At 68.1% G+C, this 18,723-nt stretch carries 16 protein-coding genes; 6 read left to right on the top strand and 10 right to left on the bottom strand.

Annotated elements, in window-relative coordinates:
* Positions 1 to 8 precede the first annotated feature (8 nt).
* The 3 genes from U1703_RS11520 to U1703_RS11510 all read right to left on the bottom strand — a co-directional run bounded on the left by U1703_RS11520 (position 9) and on the right by U1703_RS11510 (position 3,302).
* A complete protein-coding gene (locus U1703_RS11520; RefSeq protein ID WP_443025804.1) occupies positions 9 to 839 on the bottom strand; it encodes a glycoside hydrolase family 130 protein in 831 nt (276 codons plus the stop codon).
* Between the two features lie 128 nt (positions 840 to 967).
* A complete protein-coding gene (locus U1703_RS11515) occupies positions 968 to 1,735 on the bottom strand; it encodes an SDR family oxidoreductase (RefSeq protein WP_332785796.1) in 768 nt (255 codons plus the stop codon).
* Positions 1,736 to 1,817: 82 nt separating this feature from the next.
* The gene (locus U1703_RS11510; RefSeq protein WP_332785795.1) at positions 1,818 to 3,302 is read right to left on the bottom strand and encodes an MFS transporter; all 1,485 of its coding nucleotides are present in this window, start codon (positions 3,300 to 3,302) and stop codon (positions 1,818 to 1,820) included.
* 276 nt (positions 3,303 to 3,578) lie between these two features.
* Between U1703_RS11510 and U1703_RS11505 the strand changes: the two genes are divergently transcribed.
* The 5 genes from U1703_RS11505 (at position 3,579) to map (ending at position 7,572) form a co-directional block, all read left to right on the top strand.
* The gene (locus tag U1703_RS11505; protein WP_332785794.1) at positions 3,579 to 4,610 is read left to right on the top strand and encodes an alpha/beta fold hydrolase; all 1,032 of its coding nucleotides are present in this window, start codon (positions 3,579 to 3,581) and stop codon (positions 4,608 to 4,610) included.
* A 220-nt stretch (positions 4,611 to 4,830) separates the two neighbouring features.
* Entirely contained in the window at positions 4,831 to 6,027 is a 1,197-nt protein-coding gene (gene nhaA, locus U1703_RS11500; RefSeq protein WP_332785793.1) for a Na+/H+ antiporter NhaA, read from the top strand.
* Between the two features lie 169 nt (positions 6,028 to 6,196).
* Positions 6,197 to 6,556 carry a YbaN family protein gene (locus tag U1703_RS11495; protein ID WP_332785792.1) on the top strand — a complete coding sequence of 120 codons (360 nt, stop codon included), beginning with the start codon at positions 6,197 to 6,199 and terminating at the stop codon, positions 6,554 to 6,556.
* 43 nt (positions 6,557 to 6,599) lie between these two features.
* The gene (locus U1703_RS11490) at positions 6,600 to 6,806 is read left to right on the top strand and encodes a ParD-like family protein (protein WP_332785791.1); all 207 of its coding nucleotides are present in this window, start codon (positions 6,600 to 6,602) and stop codon (positions 6,804 to 6,806) included.
* 1 nt (position 6,807) lies between these two features.
* Complete coding sequence (map, locus tag U1703_RS11485; RefSeq protein ID WP_332785790.1) at positions 6,808 to 7,572, top strand: type I methionyl aminopeptidase; 765 nt, start codon at positions 6,808 to 6,810, stop codon at positions 7,570 to 7,572.
* Between the two features lie 31 nt (positions 7,573 to 7,603).
* On the opposite strand, the gene U1703_RS11480 is transcribed toward map, so the two are convergent.
* The 7 genes from U1703_RS11480 to U1703_RS11450 all read right to left on the bottom strand — a co-directional run bounded on the left by U1703_RS11480 (position 7,604) and on the right by U1703_RS11450 (position 16,357).
* Positions 7,604 to 8,287 (bottom strand): response regulator transcription factor, encoded by a 684-nt coding sequence (locus U1703_RS11480; RefSeq protein ID WP_332785789.1) that lies wholly within the window; start codon positions 8,285 to 8,287, stop codon positions 7,604 to 7,606.
* The gene (locus U1703_RS11475; protein WP_332785788.1) at positions 8,287 to 10,956 is read right to left on the bottom strand and encodes a DUF4118 domain-containing protein; all 2,670 of its coding nucleotides are present in this window, start codon (positions 10,954 to 10,956) and stop codon (positions 8,287 to 8,289) included. Before U1703_RS11475 ends, U1703_RS11480 begins: the two co-directional genes overlap by 1 nt.
* Entirely contained in the window at positions 10,953 to 11,525 is a 573-nt protein-coding gene (kdpC, locus tag U1703_RS11470; RefSeq protein WP_332785787.1) for a potassium-transporting ATPase subunit KdpC, read from the bottom strand. The genes U1703_RS11475 and kdpC overlap by 4 nt, the downstream gene beginning before the upstream one ends.
* Positions 11,526 to 11,537: 12 nt before the next feature.
* Positions 11,538 to 13,574 (bottom strand): potassium-transporting ATPase subunit KdpB, encoded by a 2,037-nt coding sequence (kdpB, locus tag U1703_RS11465; protein ID WP_320452479.1) that lies wholly within the window; start codon positions 13,572 to 13,574, stop codon positions 11,538 to 11,540.
* Between the two features lie 15 nt (positions 13,575 to 13,589).
* Positions 13,590 to 15,293: a potassium-transporting ATPase subunit KdpA gene (gene kdpA / locus U1703_RS11460; protein ID WP_332785786.1), complete on the bottom strand. Its 1,704-nt coding sequence runs from the start codon at positions 15,291 to 15,293 to the stop codon at positions 13,590 to 13,592.
* A gap of 13 nt (positions 15,294 to 15,306) precedes the next feature.
* Positions 15,307 to 15,396 carry a K(+)-transporting ATPase subunit F gene (gene kdpF, locus U1703_RS11455; RefSeq protein ID WP_037531783.1) on the bottom strand — a complete coding sequence of 30 codons (90 nt, stop codon included), beginning with the start codon at positions 15,394 to 15,396 and terminating at the stop codon, positions 15,307 to 15,309.
* A gap of 109 nt (positions 15,397 to 15,505) precedes the next feature.
* On the bottom strand, positions 15,506 to 16,357 hold the full coding sequence (locus tag U1703_RS11450; RefSeq protein WP_332785785.1) for a TorF family putative porin: 852 nt from the start codon (positions 16,355 to 16,357) through the stop codon (positions 15,506 to 15,508).
* Positions 16,358 to 16,643: 286 nt separating this feature from the next.
* On the opposite strand from U1703_RS11450, the gene U1703_RS11445 reads away from it, so the two are divergent.
* A complete protein-coding gene (locus tag U1703_RS11445; protein ID WP_332785784.1) occupies positions 16,644 to 18,698 on the top strand; it encodes a phosphocholine-specific phospholipase C in 2,055 nt (684 codons plus the stop codon).
* The last annotated feature ends 25 nt before the right edge of the window (positions 18,699 to 18,723 follow it).

Genomic DNA, 18,723 nt, shown 5'->3' with positions numbered 1-18,723 from the left:
CGGCCGGCTCAACTGCGCCGGATCAGTGCCCGTGACAATCGCCGATCTTCGAGCGAATAGTAAAGCCAGATACCGTCCTCCCCGACGACGACCGAGGCGGCGAAGGCGATATCGGTCGCGCCGCGATCGTCGGCGGGCGGCGGCAGGATCAACGGCTCGATCCCGCGCGCGACGACGCGGCTATAGTCCGCATCGAACGCGACCCAGCCGATCCGCCAGCGCGCGTCCCGCGTCGCGCCGTTGTAGAACATGACCGGACAATCCCTGTCGTCGGTCAGCAGCGGCCCGGTCGACAGATGCCAGTCGTCCCAGCTATCCTCACGCGGCATGAAGGGGGTCGGCTGCTCGGTCCAGGGGCCCGCCCCGTCCTCGCCGATCGCCAAGCCGATACGCGACGCCTCGTCGGCGGCATATTCGTAGAACAGCCGCCAGCGGCCGTCCGCCGTGCGGTCGACGGTCGCCTCCTTGGTATTGCCCTCCGACTTGGACGAGGCGAGCGCGACGCCGCTCTTGACCAGCCGGTCGATCGACGGCCCGGTGGCATACGACAGCTCGCCATGCGCGTGATCGGCCAGCACGCCCGAATAATAGACGAGATAGCCGTCGTCGCGGCGCACGACGGTCGGGTCCTCGACCCCGCCCGCGTCATGTTCGCCCGGCCCCGGCGCGATGGAGGGCGCGTCCAGCATGGTGAAATGCCGCCCGTCCTCGCTCCACCCGGCCCAGATCACGCCGGTATCGGTCAAGGTCTCGCCGGGGCGAACCACGGCGCGGACCATCATGCCCCAGCGGCCATCCGCCTCGCGCCAGACATAGGGGCTCATCAGGTCGCGGGCCATGAGTTCGGGTGGCCCGTCGAGCGTCACCGCCTCGATCCGCTTGACGTTGAAGTCCAGGTCGAAGGGTGCATCGGCCACTTGGTCCTTGACGTGCGGATCGGCGACCGGGCCGTTCGCGTCCGGGGCCATCATGCGCCGAGCGCCTGCATCAGCGACAGGCCGCCATCGATCACAATGCGCGCGCCGGTGATGTACTTCGCCCTGTCGGAGGCCAGGAAGACGGCAAGGTCGGCGACCTCCGAAGCGTTGCCTGCCCGGCCCATCGGGATATTCTTCTCCAGGCTGGCGCGATACGCGGGATCCGCCTGGGCCTTCGCGTTCATCGGGGTCAGGATCATGCCCGGTTCGATCGCGTTCACCCGGATGCCGCGCGGCGCTTCCTCGATCGCCAGCGTCTCGACCAGGTTGGTCAGCCCGCCCTTGGCCGCGCAATAATCCGCGCCGCCCGCGCGCACGGCATAGGCGTGGATCGACGAGATCTGCAGGATCGTCGCGTCGCCCTTCGCCTCGCCCCGCCCGGTCAGGAAGCGGCGCGAGGTCAGGAAGGCGCCGGTCAGGTCGGTGTCGATCATGCGGCGCCAATGGTCCAGCGTCATGTCGCGCACCGCCACGCCTGCCATGTTGACGCCCGCGGAATTGACCAGCACGTCGGCCGCGCCCCATTGCTTCTCGACGGTGGCGAATGCCCGATCGACCGAGGCTTCGTCGTCGACCCCCACCTGAACCGTGATCGCCTCGCCGCCCGCCTTGCGCACCGCCTCGGCCGTGACGTCGGCGGCGGCCTGATCGCTGTGGTAGAGGACCGCGACCCTGCCCCCGGTCGCGCCGAACGCCTGGGCACAGGCCGCGCCGATCCCTGACTCGGCTCCCGTCACGATCACCGTCTGCGCTGCCACCGGCTTCCTCCCATCATGGATGAACGCCGCCAACGATCCTTATCCGGGATTGTTGCTGGAGAAGAACGACATTAACGATCCGTCATTCGTCGCCACCGCTGCGTTCATGATGCCCGCTCATCGCCGCACCCGCATCCGGGGTGAAACGCCGGTTCCAGATGACCGCCGAGGCCGAGATGATCGCCACCACGACGAACGCCGCCGAGAAACTGCTGAGCGTCGGCCCGCCCTTGCCCTCGATCACCGTGCCCAGTTCCAGCACGGTCGCGGCGGTGCAGATGCCCAGCGACAGGGTCAGTTGCTGGAAGGTCGCGTAGAAGCTGGTCGCCGCGCTCATCCGGTTCTTGTCGACATCGGCATAGGCGATCGCGTTGAAGCCGGTGAACTGGAACGAGGTGAAGAAGCCCGACAGCGCCAGGATGAACGTGATCAGCGGGATCGACCAGTCGGGGCGGAACAGCGCACAGGTCGCATAGCCCGCGCTGCTCGCCAGTCCCGACACGATCAGGCTGCGGCGAAAACCCCAGCGGCGCAGGACGCGCGGGGCGAGCGCCTTCATCGCCAGCGCGCCGACCGCGCCCGCCATGGTGATCGTGCCGGTCTTCGCCGCGCTCAATCCGAAGCCGAGCTGGAACATCAGCGGCAGCAGGAAGGGCTGCGCGCCCTGCGTGATCCGGGTCAGCGAGCCGCCGATCACCGACAGGCGAAAGGTCGGCACCCGCATCAGCCTGGGGTCGAGGATCGGATCGGCGGTATGGCGCGCATGGCGGATATAGAGCCAGCCAAAAACCGCACCGACGACCAGCAGCCCGATCGCCAGCATACCGGTGCCGGGTCGGCTCGCCAGCTCGAACCCGAACAACAGACAACCGAGCGCGATGCCCGAGAACAGGAAGCCCGACACGTCGAACCGCAACCGCGCATCGCCGCGCACCTCGGGCACCAGCATCCATGCGCCGATCATGCCGATGACCCCGATCGGAATGTTGAGATAGAAGATCCAGCGCCAGTCGAGCCAGGTGACGATGAACCCGCCCAGCGGCGGTCCCAGGATCGGCCCGATCAGCGCGGGCATCACCAGCCAGGACAGCGCCTGCACCATGTCCGCCTTGGCGACGCTGCGCAGCAGGACCAGCCGCCCGACCGGCACCATCATCGCGCCGCCAATGCCTTGCAGGAAGCGCGCGGCGACCAGGGTCGGCAGCGATCCCGACTGCGCGCACAGGACCGAGCCGATCAGGAACACCCCGATCGCCGAGCAGAAGATGGTGCGCGACCCGAACTTGTCGGCCAGCGTCCCGCTGGCGGGAATGAACAGCGCCAGCGCCAGTAGATAGCTGGTCAGTGCCAGGCTGAGGCTGGTGGCGGGCGTCGCGAGATCGCGTGCCATGGTGGGCAGCGCGACGGTCAGCACGGTGCCGTCCAGCTGCTGCATGAACAGGGCCGAGGCGACGACCAGCGCGATGACGCGATAGCCGCGCGTCTGAACCGGTTCTTCCGAACGCGGCGCGCCACTGGTCACCGCTTCGACGCCGGGGGCCAGACCGTCATTCACATCCGCACTCATCGAGGCCAGGTTACGTCGTCGCCACCGCATGTCGTTCCATTTGTCAATCGCGTGACCCCCGAGGTTCCTCAAACGCGATAGCGGGCCCCGTGATCAAGACCCGTGACGAAGTTTTGCTGTCATCGACCAAAATTCCTCGTTCCTCCCCTTGCCGAAGAGAGATGGCACCTCCGACCCCGTGAACCGCCCGGATCGCCCCGGCCGCCGCAAGACGAATGGAACGGCGTCAGGCCGACGGGGTTTGGAAACGGTCCATGCAAAGGGTCTTTTCCACCGATGCCGACGATCACCACCGACCATCTTTCCATCGCCTATGACCTGTACGGGGCCGAGGGCGATCCCGTCGTCCTGCTGCTGCACGGCTGGCCCGACGATGCGACCACCTGGGACCGGGTCGCGCCGCGCCTGGCACAGGCGGGCCTTCGCGTGGTGGTGCCGACCCTGCGCGGCTTTGGCGCCACCCGCTTCCGCTACGACCATACGCCGCGCACCGGCGACAGCGCGATCCTGGCACTGGATGCGATCGCGCTGATGGACGCGCTGGGCGTTAATCGCTTCATGGTGGCGGGGCATGACTGGGGCAGCAACATCGCCGAGGCGCTGGCGGTCGGCTGGCCCGATCGGGTCCGGCGGCTGGCGATGCTCGGCACGCCGCCGCGACTGGGGGGGATGCCGACCCCGTCCTTCGATCAGGCGCAGCGGCAATGGTATCACTGGTTCATGGCCACCCGGCGCGGTGCGCAGGCGGTGCGCGACGACCGGCGCGGCTTTGCCCATGTCCACTGGGTCAACTGGTCGCCCCCCGGCTGGTTCGACGAGGCGACGTTCGACCGGGTGGCCCGTTCCTTCGACAATCCCGACTGGCCTGCGGTGACGATCCACAGCTACCGCGCGCGCTGGGACGAGGCGCAGCCCGATCCGCGCGGGACTTGGCTGGCCGACCGGGTAAAGGCGACCAAGACGCTGTCTCTGCCCACGCTCTATATCCACGGAGCCGTGGACGGCGTGAACCCGCCCGCGACCGCGCGGGACGTAGCGGGCAAGTTCACCGGGCCGTTCAAGATGGTCGAGCTGCCCGGCGTCGGCCATTTCCCGCAGCGGGAGAATCCGGAGGCCGTGACGCGGCATCTGCTGGACCTGTTCGTCGACGCGGAACAGGACCACGGCCGTTGGAAGATCGCCGCCGGGGTCGCGGCGGCGGGGCTGTTGGCCGCCGCCATCGGCCTTGCCTGCACCCGCCGGACGGAGGATGATTCGGGGTCCGATCCTTCCTCCCCCGCGAGCGGAGGTGGCAAGCCGGAGGCCTGACGGGGGTGGCGCGGTTGGTGGCCTTGCCCCCTCATCACACCCGATGACACCCCTCCACCATGTTCCGCACGGTCCCCTTCCCCTGACAGGGGAGGGACGGATTTGCCGAATGTGTCACGTCATGCGACACGAACCCCAGGGTGTTCGTGGATGAGCCACGGGCAGGATGATCGCTGGTCGGGCCGCCAGCGAGGACCAGTCCTGCCGGAGCCATAGGCCGATGACCCGTCACCATCCCCTGCGCGTCAGCGCGATTCGCCCCGTGCGCGTCAGCGCGATCCGCCGTTTTCTCGAATCCCAGACCGCGGCCGGACTAGTGCTGATGGCCTCTGCCGCCATCGCGCTGGTCCTCGCCAATTCGCCGTTCGCGGCTGGTTATACCGCGCTTCTCCACCGGCATCTGGGACCACTATCGGTCGAGCATTGGATCAATGACGGGCTGATGGCGGTGTTCTTCCTGCTCGTCGGGCTGGAAATCAAGCGCGAGGTTCTGGACGGACAGCTATCCACCTGGCCGCGCCGTATCCTGCCGGGGCTGGCGGCGCTTGGCGGCATGGTGGTGCCCGCTCTCGTCTATCTCGCCTTCAATCGCGGCGGCACCGCATCGGGCTGGGCGATCCCGGCGGCGACCGACATCGCCTTTGCGCTGGCGGTGATCCGCCTGGTCGGCGACCGGGTCCCTGCGTCGTTGCGCGTGTTCCTGGCGGCATTGGCGATCATCGACGATCTGGGCGCGGTGGTGGTGATCGCGGCCTTTTATTCGTCCTCGCTATCCTGGATCGATCTGGGCGGCGCGGCGGCGATGCTGGCGCTGCTGGTGGCCTTCAACCGCTTGGGGGTGAAGCGACTGTCGCCCTATCTGCTGGTCGGGCTGATCCTGTGGGTCTTCATGATCCGGTCGGGCATCCACGCCACCATCGCGGGTGTGCTGCTGGCCTTCACCATCCCGATGACGCGCACCCCGGCCCGCCCCGATTGCGAGGACGATACGCGCGACAGCCCGCTCCACCGGCTGGAACACGCGCTGCACAAGCCGGTCGGGTTCCTGATCGTCCCGATCTTCGGGCTGGCCAATGCCGGGGTGTCGGTGCTGGGGCTGCCGGTGGAAGCCTTCGCCGCGCCGGTCACGCTAGGCGTCGGCCTGGGACTGTTGCTCGGCAAGGTGGTCGGCGTCTTCGGCATGACGATGCTGGCGGTCCGCACCGGCCTTGCCGATGCGCCCGCCCATGCCGGCCCGGTCCAGATGCTGGGCACCGCGCTGCTCTGCGGCATCGGCTTTACCATGAGCATCTTCATCTCCCTGCTCGCCTTTCCCGGCGATCCGCTGCTTCAGAGGGAAGCGAAGCTGGGGGTGCTGGCGGGGTCGCTGGTGTCGGGGTTGTTGGGATATGCGGTTTTGCGCCGCGCCGGGCGATAGGGGCGTACGTTCACTTTCTTTTGCAGGGGTAGCGACCCCTTACTCGCCCCCCGTGAGCGGGGCCGCCGCCCTTTCTTACTCCCCTCCCGCAGGCGGGAGGGATTGGGGGAGGGAAAGCCTCAAGCACCTCCCCCTTCCTCCCGTCCTCATGTCCCGCTACCCCTGGCGAATGATACGGCTCGGCTGGCTTGTATTGGGGTGCCTGTTCGTCGCGCTTGGCGTGATCGGGGCGATCCTGCCGCTGATGCCGACGACGATCTTCCTGATCCTGGCGGCGGGGTGTTTCGCGCGGTCGTCCCCCCGGCTGGAGGCGTGGCTGCTCGACCATCCGCGCTTCGGCCCGACCTTGCGTGCCTGGCGGGAGCGGGGCGCGATCGGGCGGCGGGGCAAGGTGATGGCGTGCGGTGGAATGACGCTGGGCTATGGCCTGTTCTGGCTGGGCGCGCGGCCGCATTGGCCGCTGGCGCTGCTGGTCGCGGTCGTCATGCTGGCTTGCGCGACCTTCGTCTTGACCCGACCGACCGTCTGACCCGGCTTGCGCCGATACCATATGAAGCATATACGTTTCATATATGGGTATCGTAAAAATCGACGACCAGCTTCACGAAGAGGTCCGCCGCGCCAGCACCGTCATGTGCCGCTCGATCAATGCGCAGGCCGAGTTCTGGATGAAGATGGGCATGCTGGCCGAGGCCAATCCGACGCTGAGCTTCCACGAGATCGTCAAGGCGCAAATGGCCGCCGCCGACGTTCCCCTGCCCCAGCCGCTGGTCGCCTGACATGGTGAAGACGGCCGAGGAGCTGGCGCTGATGCGCGTGTCCGGGCGATTGCTGGCGCAGGTGTTCGAGATGCTCGACGGCGTGAGCCTGGCGGGTATGTCGACGCTGGCGATCAACGATCTGGTCGAGCGGTACATCACCCACGACCTGTCGGCGCGCCCGGCGAGCAAGGGCCAATATGGCTTTGCCTATGTGCTCAACAGCTCGATCAACCAGGTCGTGTGCCACGGCGTGCCCAGCGCCGACGACGTGGTTCGGGACGGTGATATCGTCAATCTCGACATCACGCTGGAGAAGAACGGGTTCATCGCCGATTCCAGCAAGACCTATATGGTCGGCGAGGTCTCGCCGGTCGCGAAGCGGCTGGTCCGCGTGACGCAGGAGGCGATGTGGAAGGGCATTGCCCAAGTCCGCCCCGGCGCACGGCTGGGCGATGTCGGCACGGCGATCGAGAAACATGCCAAGGCCAACGGCTATTCGGTGGTCCGCGACTATTGCGGCCACGGCATCGGGCGGGAGATGCACGAAGCGCCCGACGTCATGCACTTCGGACGGCCCGGCACGGGTGTGCCGCTGCGTGAGGGCATGACCTTCACCATCGAGCCGATGATCAACCAGGGCACGCGCAAGGTGTCGACCGGGGATGACGGCTGGACGGTCGTTACCGACGACGGAAAGCTCTCGGCGCAGTTCGAGCATACGGTCGCGGTGACGAAGACCGGGGTCGAGGTGCTGACCCTGCGGACGGGCGAGACGATGGGGTGATCCAATTCCTCCCCGTACCGGGGAGGAATTTCTACCCCTCCACCCGCAACCTGTATCCCACCCCCAGTTCGTTCGCGATGACGCTCCCCACCGGCTGCGGCGCTTCGAGTTTCTGGCGCAGGTTGCGCACGACGATGCGCAGGTAATCGATACGCGGGTCCTCGTCCCCGCCCCAGGCGGCGTCGATGATCTTGTCATGCGTCACCACCCGGCCGGGATGACGCGCCAGAACGGCCAGCACATCATATTCCTTGCGGGTCAGATGCTGTTCCTCGCCCCCGCGCGTCACCACCCGCCGGTCGAGGTCGATCGCCAGATCGCCGGTCCGCACTACGCTGGGCGCTGCCTCCGCCGCGCGCCGATGGCGTAGCGCCACACGCAGCCGCGCGAGCAGCTCGTCGGTGTCGAACGGTTTGGTGACATAATCGTCCGCGCCCAGGTCGAGCGCCGCGACCTTCTCCTCGGTCGCCTCGCGCGCCGACACGACCAGGATCACCCGCTCTCCCGCACGCAGCAGCGGGATCAGGCTCAATCCGTCGCGGTCGGGCAGGCCCAGGTCGAGCAGCACGGCATCGGGATGATCCGCCGCCGCCCGCGCCAGCGCCTCGCGCCCGTCACGCGCCTCGACCACCAGATGCCCCGCCTGTTCCAGCGTGTTGCGCAACAGGCGGCGGATCGCGATTTCGTCATCCACCACCAGGATCGTCGCGGGCATCAGGCCATTCCCTCCGGCGCACCATCGCGCATGATATGGTCGCGCGGGAAGCACAGGGTGAACATCGCCCCTTCGCCATCGTCGCGATTGCCCGCCTCTACGCCCAGACCCATGGCCTCGGCAAAGGCCTTGACGATGGCGAGGCCCAGTCCGGTGCCGCCCGCCACCCGGTCCGAACCCTCCAGCCGGCGGAACGTCTCGAACACCTCGTTCTCGCGACCCGGTGGCAGGCCGGGGCCGTGGTCGAGCACCGACAGGCGCAGCGTGCCGTGGCGATGCCGCCCTTCGATCACGATCTCGGTTCCCGGATCGCCATAGCGCCCGGCATTGTCGAGCAGGTTGAGGAGGCAATGGTGCAGCAACTGCGGATCGGCGCGGACCAACGGCAGGTCGGGCGGCACGTCGAGGCGCACCGAATGCCCCTCCAGCGCACGGCGGGCGTCATGCGCCGCGCCGGTGACGGCATCGCTCAGGTCGATCGCCTCGATCTTCAGCTTCAGCGCCCCCGCCTCGACCCGTGCCATGTCGAGCAGATTGGCGACGAAGCGGTTCAGCCGCGCCGCCTCCCCCTCGATGGTGGCGATCAGGTCGGGCGTCGCCCCCTGCCGCAGTTGCGCGGCGGCGGCCATCACGGCGGTCAATGGCGTGCGCAAGTCGTGGCTGACCGACGACAACAGCGCGGCGCGCAGGCGATCGCGGGTGCGCACCGCATCGACATCACGCACCTCGGCCTCCAGCCGCAGCCGTTCGAGGATCAGCGCGGCCTGGTCGATCAGCCCGGTCAGCAGCGGCAGGCGGTCGGCGCGCACCGGCTCGCCCCCCGCATCGCGCGCCAGTCCCAGCACGGCGAGCGTCCGGTTGCCCGCCTTGAGCGGCTGGAACAGCCATTCCGACGCGGCCAGCGTCGCCGATCCCTTACCCGCGGGCGTGCCGGTGTCGAAGGCCCAGTGGGCGGCCGCCATCTCCATGGTTTCCAGCCGGTAATCGGGCTTGGTCGCCGCCTGCACCGCCAGCCCGGCGGGCGACGGGGTAAGCAGCACGGCCTGCACCTCGAACAGCAGCGCGATATCATCGCAGATCACCCGCGCCGCCTCGGCCGGGTCGGCCAGACCGCTCAACCGGTGGAGAAACCCCGCCAGCGTGGCATTGTCCCGCGCGCTCGCCGCCGCCAGATCGGCCTGCGCCCGCACCCGCGAGGTCAGCTGGCTGGTCGCGACCGCGACGCCCAGCAGGACGAAGATCGATATGATATTCTCGGGATTGCTGACGCTCAGCGTGCCCACCGGGGGCAGGAAGAAGAAGTTGTAGGCAAGGCTCGACACGATCCCCGCGAACAGGCCGGTGCGCAGGCCATAGAGGCTCGCCGCCGCCATGACCGGCAACAGGTAAAGCAGCGCGACATTGCCCAGGTTCAGGATATGGAACAGCGCGCTGGCCAAGGCGGTCACCGCCGTGACCCCTGCCAGCGTCAGCGCATAGCCAGCCGGCGATCCCCATTGCCCGCGCGGCCGAACCCGATCGCGCGGATCGGCGGTGACCTCGCCGACGGGCAGGACATGCACGGTGACACCCGGCGTCTCGCGCACCAGCCGGTCGACGACCGATCCGTGACGCAGCTCGAACCAGCGCGAGCGCTTGGCCTTGCCCACGACCAGCTGCGTGGCGCGTGCATCGGTCAGGAAGGCGCGGATACCCTCGACCACACTCGGCGCGGGCACCGTCGCCACCGCCGCGCCCAGTTGCGTCGCCAGCGTCATCGACGCCGCCAGCCGCCGATGCTGCGCCTCGCCCAGCGTCGCGGTGCGCGGCGTGTCGATGAACAGCGCGGTCCAGGGCGCGCGCAGGGCATCGGCGGTACGCTTGGCGGCGCGGACCAGTTCGTCGGCACCGGGCAATTCGCTGACCGCGACGACCAGCCGCTCGCCCGCCGCCCATTGCCCGCCGACGCCGAGCGACCGGACATGGTCCAGCATCTGCGCATCGACCGCCTGCGCCGCGCGCCGCAGCGCCAGTTCGCGCAAGGCCGACAGGTTGGACTTGGAGAAGAAGTGCGACAATGCGCGCGTGGCTTCCTGGGGAAGGTAGACCTTGCCCGCCTTCAACCGCTCGATCAGTTCGTCGGGGGGGATGTCGACCACCTCGATCTCGGCGGCCTCCAGGATACGGTCGGGCACCGTCTCGCGCACCCGGACACGGGTGAAGCTGGCGACGACGTCGTTCAGGCTTTCGATGTGCTGGATGTTGACCGTCGAATAGACGTCGATCCCGGCCGCCAGCAGTTCCTCCACGTCCTGATACCGCTTGGGATGGCGGCTGCCCGGAGCGTTGGTGTGGGCGAGTTCGTCGACCAGCGCGAGGCGCGGCGCGCGGGCGAGGACCGCGTCGATATCCATTTCGTGCAGCGTCCGCCCCTCATAGGGAACGGCGCGGCGGGGCATGACCTCCTGCCCCCGGACCAGGGCCTCGGTCTCGACCCGGCCGTGCGTTTCGACGACCGCGACGACGACATCGACACCGTCGCGCCGTCGTGCGGCCCCTTCGGACAGCATCTCGAACGTCTTGCCGACGCCCGGTGCTGCCCCGAGGAAGATCTTCAGGCGGCCGCGCCCCTCGCGTTCGGCGACGCGAAGCAGGGCCTGCGGATCGGGACGCGACTCGCCTGCCGTCATCGCTTACCGAGCGCGTCCAGCGCGCGGTTGAGGGCGAGGACGTTGACATGGGGGTCGCCCAGCACCGAGTCCTCGGTGTGCGCGACGACCAGTGCGCGGACCTGTTCCGCGCCCAGGCCGCGGACGCGGGCGACCCGTGCCGCCTGCGCCTGTGCCGCTTCGGGCGACAGATCGGGGTCGAGGCCCGAACCACTGGTGGTGACCAGGTCGGCGGGCACCGGCCCCATCACGCCCTCGGCGCGGCGCTTGGCGACATCCGCCTTCACCCGGTCGGCCAGGGCCTGCGACGTCGGACCGAGGTTCGAGCCCGACGAGGCCAGCCCGTCATAGCCCTTGCCCGCTGCCGAAGGGCGCGTCTGGAAATAGCGGTCGCTGACGAATGCCTGTCCGACGACCTCCGAACCGATCACCCGGCCACCGACCTGAACCAGGCTGCCATTGGCCTGATGCGGGAAGATCGCCTGGCCGATCCCGGTCATCGCCAGTGGATAGGCGATGCCGAGCAGGACTGCGAACAGGATCGTCATCACGATCGCGGGCCGCAAGGCGGAAGTGAAATCCTTACCCATGACAATGCTTCCTTATGCGAGGCCGAGGCCACCGACCACAAGGTCGATGATCTTGATGCCGACGAACGGCGCGATCAGGCCGCCCAGGCCATAGATCGCCAGGTTGCGCGCCAGCAGCGGGCCCGCCCCCATCGGCTTGTAGGTGACGCCCTTCAGCGCCAGCGGCACCAGGAGCGGAATGATCAGCGCGTTGAAGATGATCGCCGACAGGATCGCCGATTGCGGCGTCGCCAGACCCATGACGTTCAGCACGCCGAGGCCCGGATAGAGCGCCACGAACATCGCCGGGATGATCGCGAAGTACTTCGCCACGTCATTGGCGACCGAGAAGGTCGTCAGCGCCCCGCGCGTCATCAGCAACTGCTTGCCGAGGCCGACGACCTCGATCAGCTTGGTCGGATCGCTGTCCAGATCGACCATGTTGCCCGCTTCGCGCGCGGCCTGGGTGCCGGTGTTCATCGCCACGCCCACATCGGCCTGGGCCAGCGCGGGCGCGTCGTTGGTGCCGTCGCCGCACATCGCAACCAGCTTGCCGCCCTGCTGTTCCTTGCGGATCAGGTCGAGCTTGTCCTCCGGCGTCGCCTGGGCGAGGAAGTCGTCGACGCCCGCTTCGGCGGCGATCGCGGCAGCGGTCAGGGGATTGTCGCCGGTGATCATCACCGTGCGGATGCCCATGCGGCGCAGCTCGCCGAAGCGTTCGCGAATGCCCGCCTTGACCACGTCCTTCAGGAAGATCGCACCCAGCAGACGGCCATTCTCTGCCACCGCCAGCGGCGTGCCGCCCGCGCGCGCGATCTCGTCGGTGATGCGACGGAGTTGCGTCGCCGCCGCCGTCTCGCCCACACCGGGATGGGCGCGCAGGATCGAGTCGACCGCGCCCTTCTGGATCAGCCGATCACCGATCTTCACGCCCGAGATACGGGTCTGGGCGGTGAAGGGAATGATCTCCGCGTCCGCAGGCAGGCTGGCGATCGAAACCTTGAACTGATCGCGCGCCAGGACGACGATCGAGCGGCCTTCGGGCGTCTCGTCGGCCAGGCTGGCCATCAGCGCAGCTTCGGCCAGCGCGTCGACATCCGCGCCGCCGACGGCGCGGAATTCGCTCGCCTGACGGTCGCCGATGGTGATGGTGCCCGTCTTGTCGAGCAGCAGCACGTCGACATCGCCCGCCGCCTCGACCGCGCGGCCCGACTTGGCGAGCACGTTGAAGCGGACCAGACGGTCCATGCCCGCAATGCCGATCGCCGACAGGAGCGCCGCGATGGTCGTCGGGATCAGCGTGATCAACAGCGCCGCCAGGATCGCCACCGGGATGCTGCCACCGGCATAGGAGGCAAAGCCCGGAATGGTGCCGACCGCGATCAGGAAGATGATGGTCAGGCCGACGAGCAGGATGGTCAGCGCCACTTCGTTCGGCGTCTTCTGCCGCTCGGCGCCCTCGACCAGCGCGATCATGCGGTCGAGGAAGCCTTGGCCGGGATTGACCGTCACCTTCACCCGGATCTCGTCCGAGATGACGCGGGTGCCCGCCGTCACCGCCGAACGGTCGCCGCCCGCCTCACGGATGACGGGCGCGCTCTCGCCGGTGATCGCGGCTTCGTTGACCGAAGCCACACCGGCGACAACCTCGCCATCCGAGGGGATCAGGTCGCCGGTCTCGACCAGCACCACGTCGCCGATCTTCAGCGCACTGGCGGGGACATTCTCCCACTCATGGCCAGCGCCCCTCAGCCGCTTGGCGGTCAGTTCGGCCTTGGCGGCGCGAAGCGACGCCGCCTGCGCCTTGCCGCGCCCTTCGGCCAGCGCTTCGGCAAAGGTGCCGAACAACACGGTCAGCCACAGCCAGACGACCAGTTGCAGCTTGAACCCGGTGGTCAGCCCGTCATGCCCGACGACGAGCAGGACGGTCAGGAGCGCGGCGACCACCGCGGTCACGAACATCACCGGGTTGCGGATCAGTTCACGCGGATTGAGTTTGACGAACGACGCCTTGATCGCCGGGAGCACGAGCTCAGCGGTGAACAGGCTCTTGGTAGGGGAATTGGCCACGACTGGCGCTCCCGATCAGAAGAGTTGACCGCGGATCATCGCAAGATGATCGGCGATGGGACCAAGGGCGAGGCTCGGCAGGAAGGTCAGGCCGCCCAGCACCAGCACGATGCCGACGAGCAGACCGATCCACAGAACACCCGTGGTCGGGAAGGAACCGGCCGAGGCGGGGACATGCTTCTTCGCCGCCAGGCTACCCGCAATGGCGAGCATCGGCACGATGATGAAGAAGCGGCCCACCCACATGGCGACGCCCAGCAGACCGTCATACCAGGGGGTCGCGGCGGTCAGGCCACCAAAGGCCGAACCGTTGTTCGCCACCGCACTGGTAAAGGCATAGAGGATCTCGCCGAAACCATGCGGCCCCTTGTTGAGCGGCCCGGCCAGCCCCTGCCCGGTGACGCATGACAAAGCGGTCAGCCCCAGGATGAACAGCGGCAGGACGGCGATGGCGAGGACGGCGAGCTTGACCTCGCGGCTCTCGATCTTCTTGCCGACATATTCGGGCGTGCGACCGACCATGAGCCCTGCGACGAACACCGCCAGGATGGCGAACAGCAGGAAGCCATAGATACCGGCACCGACACCGCCGATGACGACCTCGCCCAGCTGCATGTTGAACAGCGGGATCATTCCGCCAAGGGCCGTGAAGCTGTCATGCATCGCATTGACCGCGCCGCACGACGCCGCCGTGGTGACGGCCGCGAACAGGGCCGAGGCGGCGACGCCGAAGCGAACCTCCTTGCCCTCCATATTGCCGCCCGCGACGCCAAGCTGGTGCAGCACGGGGTTGCCCGCCGCTTCCGCCCAGTAGCAGACCGCCGCGCCGCCCAGGAACAGCAGGATCATGGCCGACAGGATCGCCCAGCCCTGGCGCGTGTTGCCGACCGCCTTGCCGAAGCACCAGGTCAGGCCGAAGCCGATCATGAAGATCGACAGCATCTGGATGAAGTTGGTCAGCGCAGTTGGGTTCTCGAACGGATGCGCGCTGTTGGCGTTGAAGAAGCCGCCACCATTGGTGCCGAGCATCTTGATCGCTTCCTGGCTGGCCACGGGGCCGAGCAGGATCGACTGGCGCACGCCCTCCAACGTGTCGACGCTGACGACACCGGCCAGGGTCTGCGGCACGCCGCTGGCGATCAGGAACACGGTATAGACGACGCAGAGCGGCAGCAGCAGATACAGGGTGATGCGCGTCAGATCGGCCCAGAAATTGCCGAGATTCTTCGTCTCACGCCCCGCAAAGCCGCGAAACAGCGCGAAGGCCAGCGCGATGCCGGTCGCCGCCGACAGGAAGTTGTGGATGGTCAGGCCCAGCATCTGCGACAGGTTCGACATGGTCGACTCGCCGCCATAGCTTTGCCAGTTGGTATTGGTGGTGAAGCTTATCGCGGTGTTGAACGCCAGATGCGGGGTCAGCCCGGCCAGCCCCTGCGGATTGCCCGGCAGGTAATATTGCACGCGCAGCACGATATAGGTCAGGACCATCAACGCGACGTTGAAGATCAGCATGTGCAGCGCGTAACGCCGCCAGCCCTGCTGCGCGTCCGGGTCGATCCCCGACAGCTTGTAGAAGCCGCGCTCGACGGGGCCGAGCACGAGGTGAAGGGGCGTGCGCCGCCCCTCGTAGAGCGCGAACAGCCACGCACCGACCGGCTTGGTCAGCGCGAGGAGGATCGCAACGAAGCCCAGGATCAGGGCCCATCCTTGAAGCGTCATGGTGCCGCCTCCTTCAGAAGCGTTCGGGGCGGATCAGCACCGCCACCAGATAGACGAGAAGGCCAAGCGCGGTCAGCGCCGCCAGCCAGAGGTCGAGGGTCATGGTCTCGCCCCCCTCACGCGTGGTCACACAGCCGGGCATAGGCGAGCGTCGCCGCCACCAGCCCGGCCATGACCAGCAACCAGATCAGATCGTCCATGTGCGATGCTCCTCAGAAGGCGGCGGTGAGGGTGGCGAGGAAGGTGCTGCCCGCGATATTGCCGGTGCCGTCCTGCCCCTTGCTGAAGCTCGGCCGCAGATAGGCGGCCTTGCGGTCGGAAATGTTGGTGTCGACCCACGACAGGCCCAGGGTCAGGTTGTGCCAGCTGGTGTCCGCGCCCAGCGACCAGTCCCAATAGTCGCCGGTCGGCGTCGGGGCGGTCGCGTTGGGGCCAAGCCCGTCCATGCCCCAGCTATGGCCGATATGCGCCTTGGCGGTGAACGGCGTGCCCGCGATCGCAGCCGCGCCGTCGCCCCACAGGTACAGGTTGTCGCTCTTGGCGCCGGGATTGTCATAGACACCGGCCGCGGCGCTTGCGCCGTTATTATACCACTTGCCGATCGCCTGCTGCTTGGGCGCATAGGCGACACCGGCGGTCAGCGAGACCGGGCCGGTCGTGCCCGACAGCTTGGCGAAGGGTTCGGCATAGTCGGTCTTGTTCGCGCCGCCCGGATACATGTACCAGGTCAGGCCCACGTCCAGCGTCCCGTTCGGCGTGATCTTGGTCTTGTACCCGCCGATCAGGTCCAGTTCCATGTTCGCGCCGCCGAAGGTCCCCCACCCCGCCAGGTTCGACGCCCAGGTGCCGACGTACACGCCGCTTTCATGGGTCGCCGTGATGCCGGCCTGCACCGCCATATGCTCGTCCGACTGCGAAATGCCGCGCAGGCGATAGTCCGAGACGATCGCGGCCGACCCGCTGACCGTCACCGGCGACGGCGGCGCGGTCTCGGCGGTCTGCGCCGATGCGGCGGCCGGAAACACGAACAGCGCCGTGGCGGCGCTCAACATCATGGTCTTCATACATGCCCCTATGGACAGGCCGCCACGAGTGAGTTGGGCGACCTCCAGGACCGAGCAATTAGGCCTGGGCGCCGTAGCATTGCGAGGGCGATCCCCCGGTTTCGCATATAGACGGCGTATAGTGGCCGCTCATTCCTCCCCTGGAAGGGGAGGTGGCAGGGCGGAGCCCTGACGGAGGGGTGTCACCCTCTCGATAGCGGGACACCCCTCCGACGCGCTGCGCGCGCCACCTCCCCTTGCAGGGGAGGAAAAGAAAGGCGTCACCAAAACGTCAACGATCTCCGCCATGGGCGGGCCGATGGTCACCTTCTCCCGCCGCTCCCTCCTCTCCGCTGGCGCCGCCCTGGCCGGGTCCGCCGCCCTGCCCCCGGCCATCGCCCGCGCCGCCGCGATTCCGCCCGACCGGCGCACGGGCACGATCCGCGATGTCGAGCATGTCGTCATCCTGATGCAGGAGAATCGCGGCTTCGATCATTATTTCGGCACGATGCGCGGCGTGCGCGGGTTCGGCGACCGCTTCCCCATCCCGGTGGCATCATCGGACGGAGAGCCGCGCACCGTCTGGCAACAACAGGACCGCACGGCCAAGGACGGCCCGCGCCTCGTCTCGCCCTTCCACCTGGACACGGACAGGGAGTTCGCGTTGATGCGGATGGCGGGCACGCCGCACACTTGGCCCGATGCGCAAGCCGCATGGGACGAAGGCCGCATGGCCCACTGGCCCGAGGCGAAGCACCAGCGTGCCATGGGCCATTATGCCCGCGCCGACCTGCCCTTCCAGTTCGCGCTGGCCGAGGCGTTCACCCTGTGCGACGCCTATCACTGCGCGGTGCAGACGGGGACGAATACCAACCGCCTATTCCTGTGGACCGGCACCAACGACCCTTCCGGCCAGGCGGGCGGCCCGGCGATCGGCAATTCGCATGACAGCTTCGTCGAGAATGGCGGCGCGGCCGATCCGTATCGCTGGACCACCACGCCGGAACGGATGCAGGCGGCGGGCATCGACTGGCGCATCTATCAGGACATGGCGGACAATTTCACCGACAACCCGCTGGTCGGCTTCCACGCCTATCGCGAGGCGCATCACGGGCGCGGCGACCCGACGCTGAAGGACCGGGCGCTGACCACGCGCGGGCTGGACGCGCTGAAGGCCGATGTGCTCGCCGGACGATTGCCGCAGGTGTCCTATGTCATCGCCACCGCCGCCGGGTCGGAACATCCCAATCCCTCCAGCCCGGCCCAGGGCGCGGCCTATACCGCCGAGCTGCTCGACGCGCTGACCACCGATCCGAAGGTCTGGGCGCGCACCGTGCTGTTCGTGATGTTCGACGAGAATGACGGGTTCTTCGATCACGTCCCCCCGCCCGCGCCGCCCTCTCGGGATGCGGACGGCCGGCTGCTGGGCGGGTCGACCGTCGATCTGGCCGGGGCCTATCATGACGTGGCCTCGACCGGCGATGCGGACCTGGACAGGCCCGCCTATCGCGGTCGCCCTTATGGCCTGGGTCCGCGCGTGCCGATGTACGTCGTCTCGCCCTGGAGCCGGGGCGGCTGGGTCAATTCGGAAGCGTTCGACCACACCAGCGTCATCCGTTTCCTGGAGACGCGGTTCGGGTTTCACGAACCCAATATCGCCCCTTGGCGGCGCGCCATCTGTGGCGACCTGACCAGTGCGTTCGACTTTGCCGGGAGCGATGCCGGACTGCCTATGCTGCCTGACCCGCGCGCGCTGGCCGTCCGCGCCGCCGCGATCAAGGGACAGGTCGACCCGCAGGCACCCGCCGCGACCGGCGCGCCAAGCCAGGAACCCGGCATCCGCCGTGCCCGCCCTTTGTCATACCGGCTGGACGTGCAATGTAGCGCCGACCCAGCGGGCGTTCGCCTGCGTTTCCGTGCGCAAGGCGCGGGCGCGGTCTTCCATGTCTATGACCGCCACGCCCTGGACCAAGTCCCGCGCCGCTATGTGCTGGCGGCGGGCACCGAGCTGGAGGATGTCTGGCCCGCCCCCCATGACCTGTGGGTGCTGGGCCCCAACGGTTTCCACCGCCATTTCGCCGGGCGCGCTTTGGCCGTCGAGACGCGGCTGGAGGACGACGCGCTGATCGTGACCGTGCCGCCGACGCTGGCCGACCTGTCGATCGTTCGGCGCGAACCCGGCAAAGCCTCGCCAGCGCCTCGCCCGCTCAAGCCCGGTCGCCAACGCTTATCGCTGGACAAGGCGCTGGGCTGGTATGACGTCACCCTGACGCGGGCGAACGATCCGCACTATCGCCTGCGGTTGGCCGGACGGCATGACAGGTCCGGCCGCGCGACGGTCAGCGATCCGTTCCGTGCCTGACCTTCAGCCGAGACGGCATTATAAG

It is taken from the genome of Sphingomonas flavida (assembly GCF_036663655.1).
Classification (GTDB): Bacteria; Pseudomonadota; Alphaproteobacteria; order Sphingomonadales; family Sphingomonadaceae; genus Sphingomonas.
Note: the sequence above shows the minus strand (reverse complement) of the source record. Positions and strands in the feature narration are given on the sequence as shown.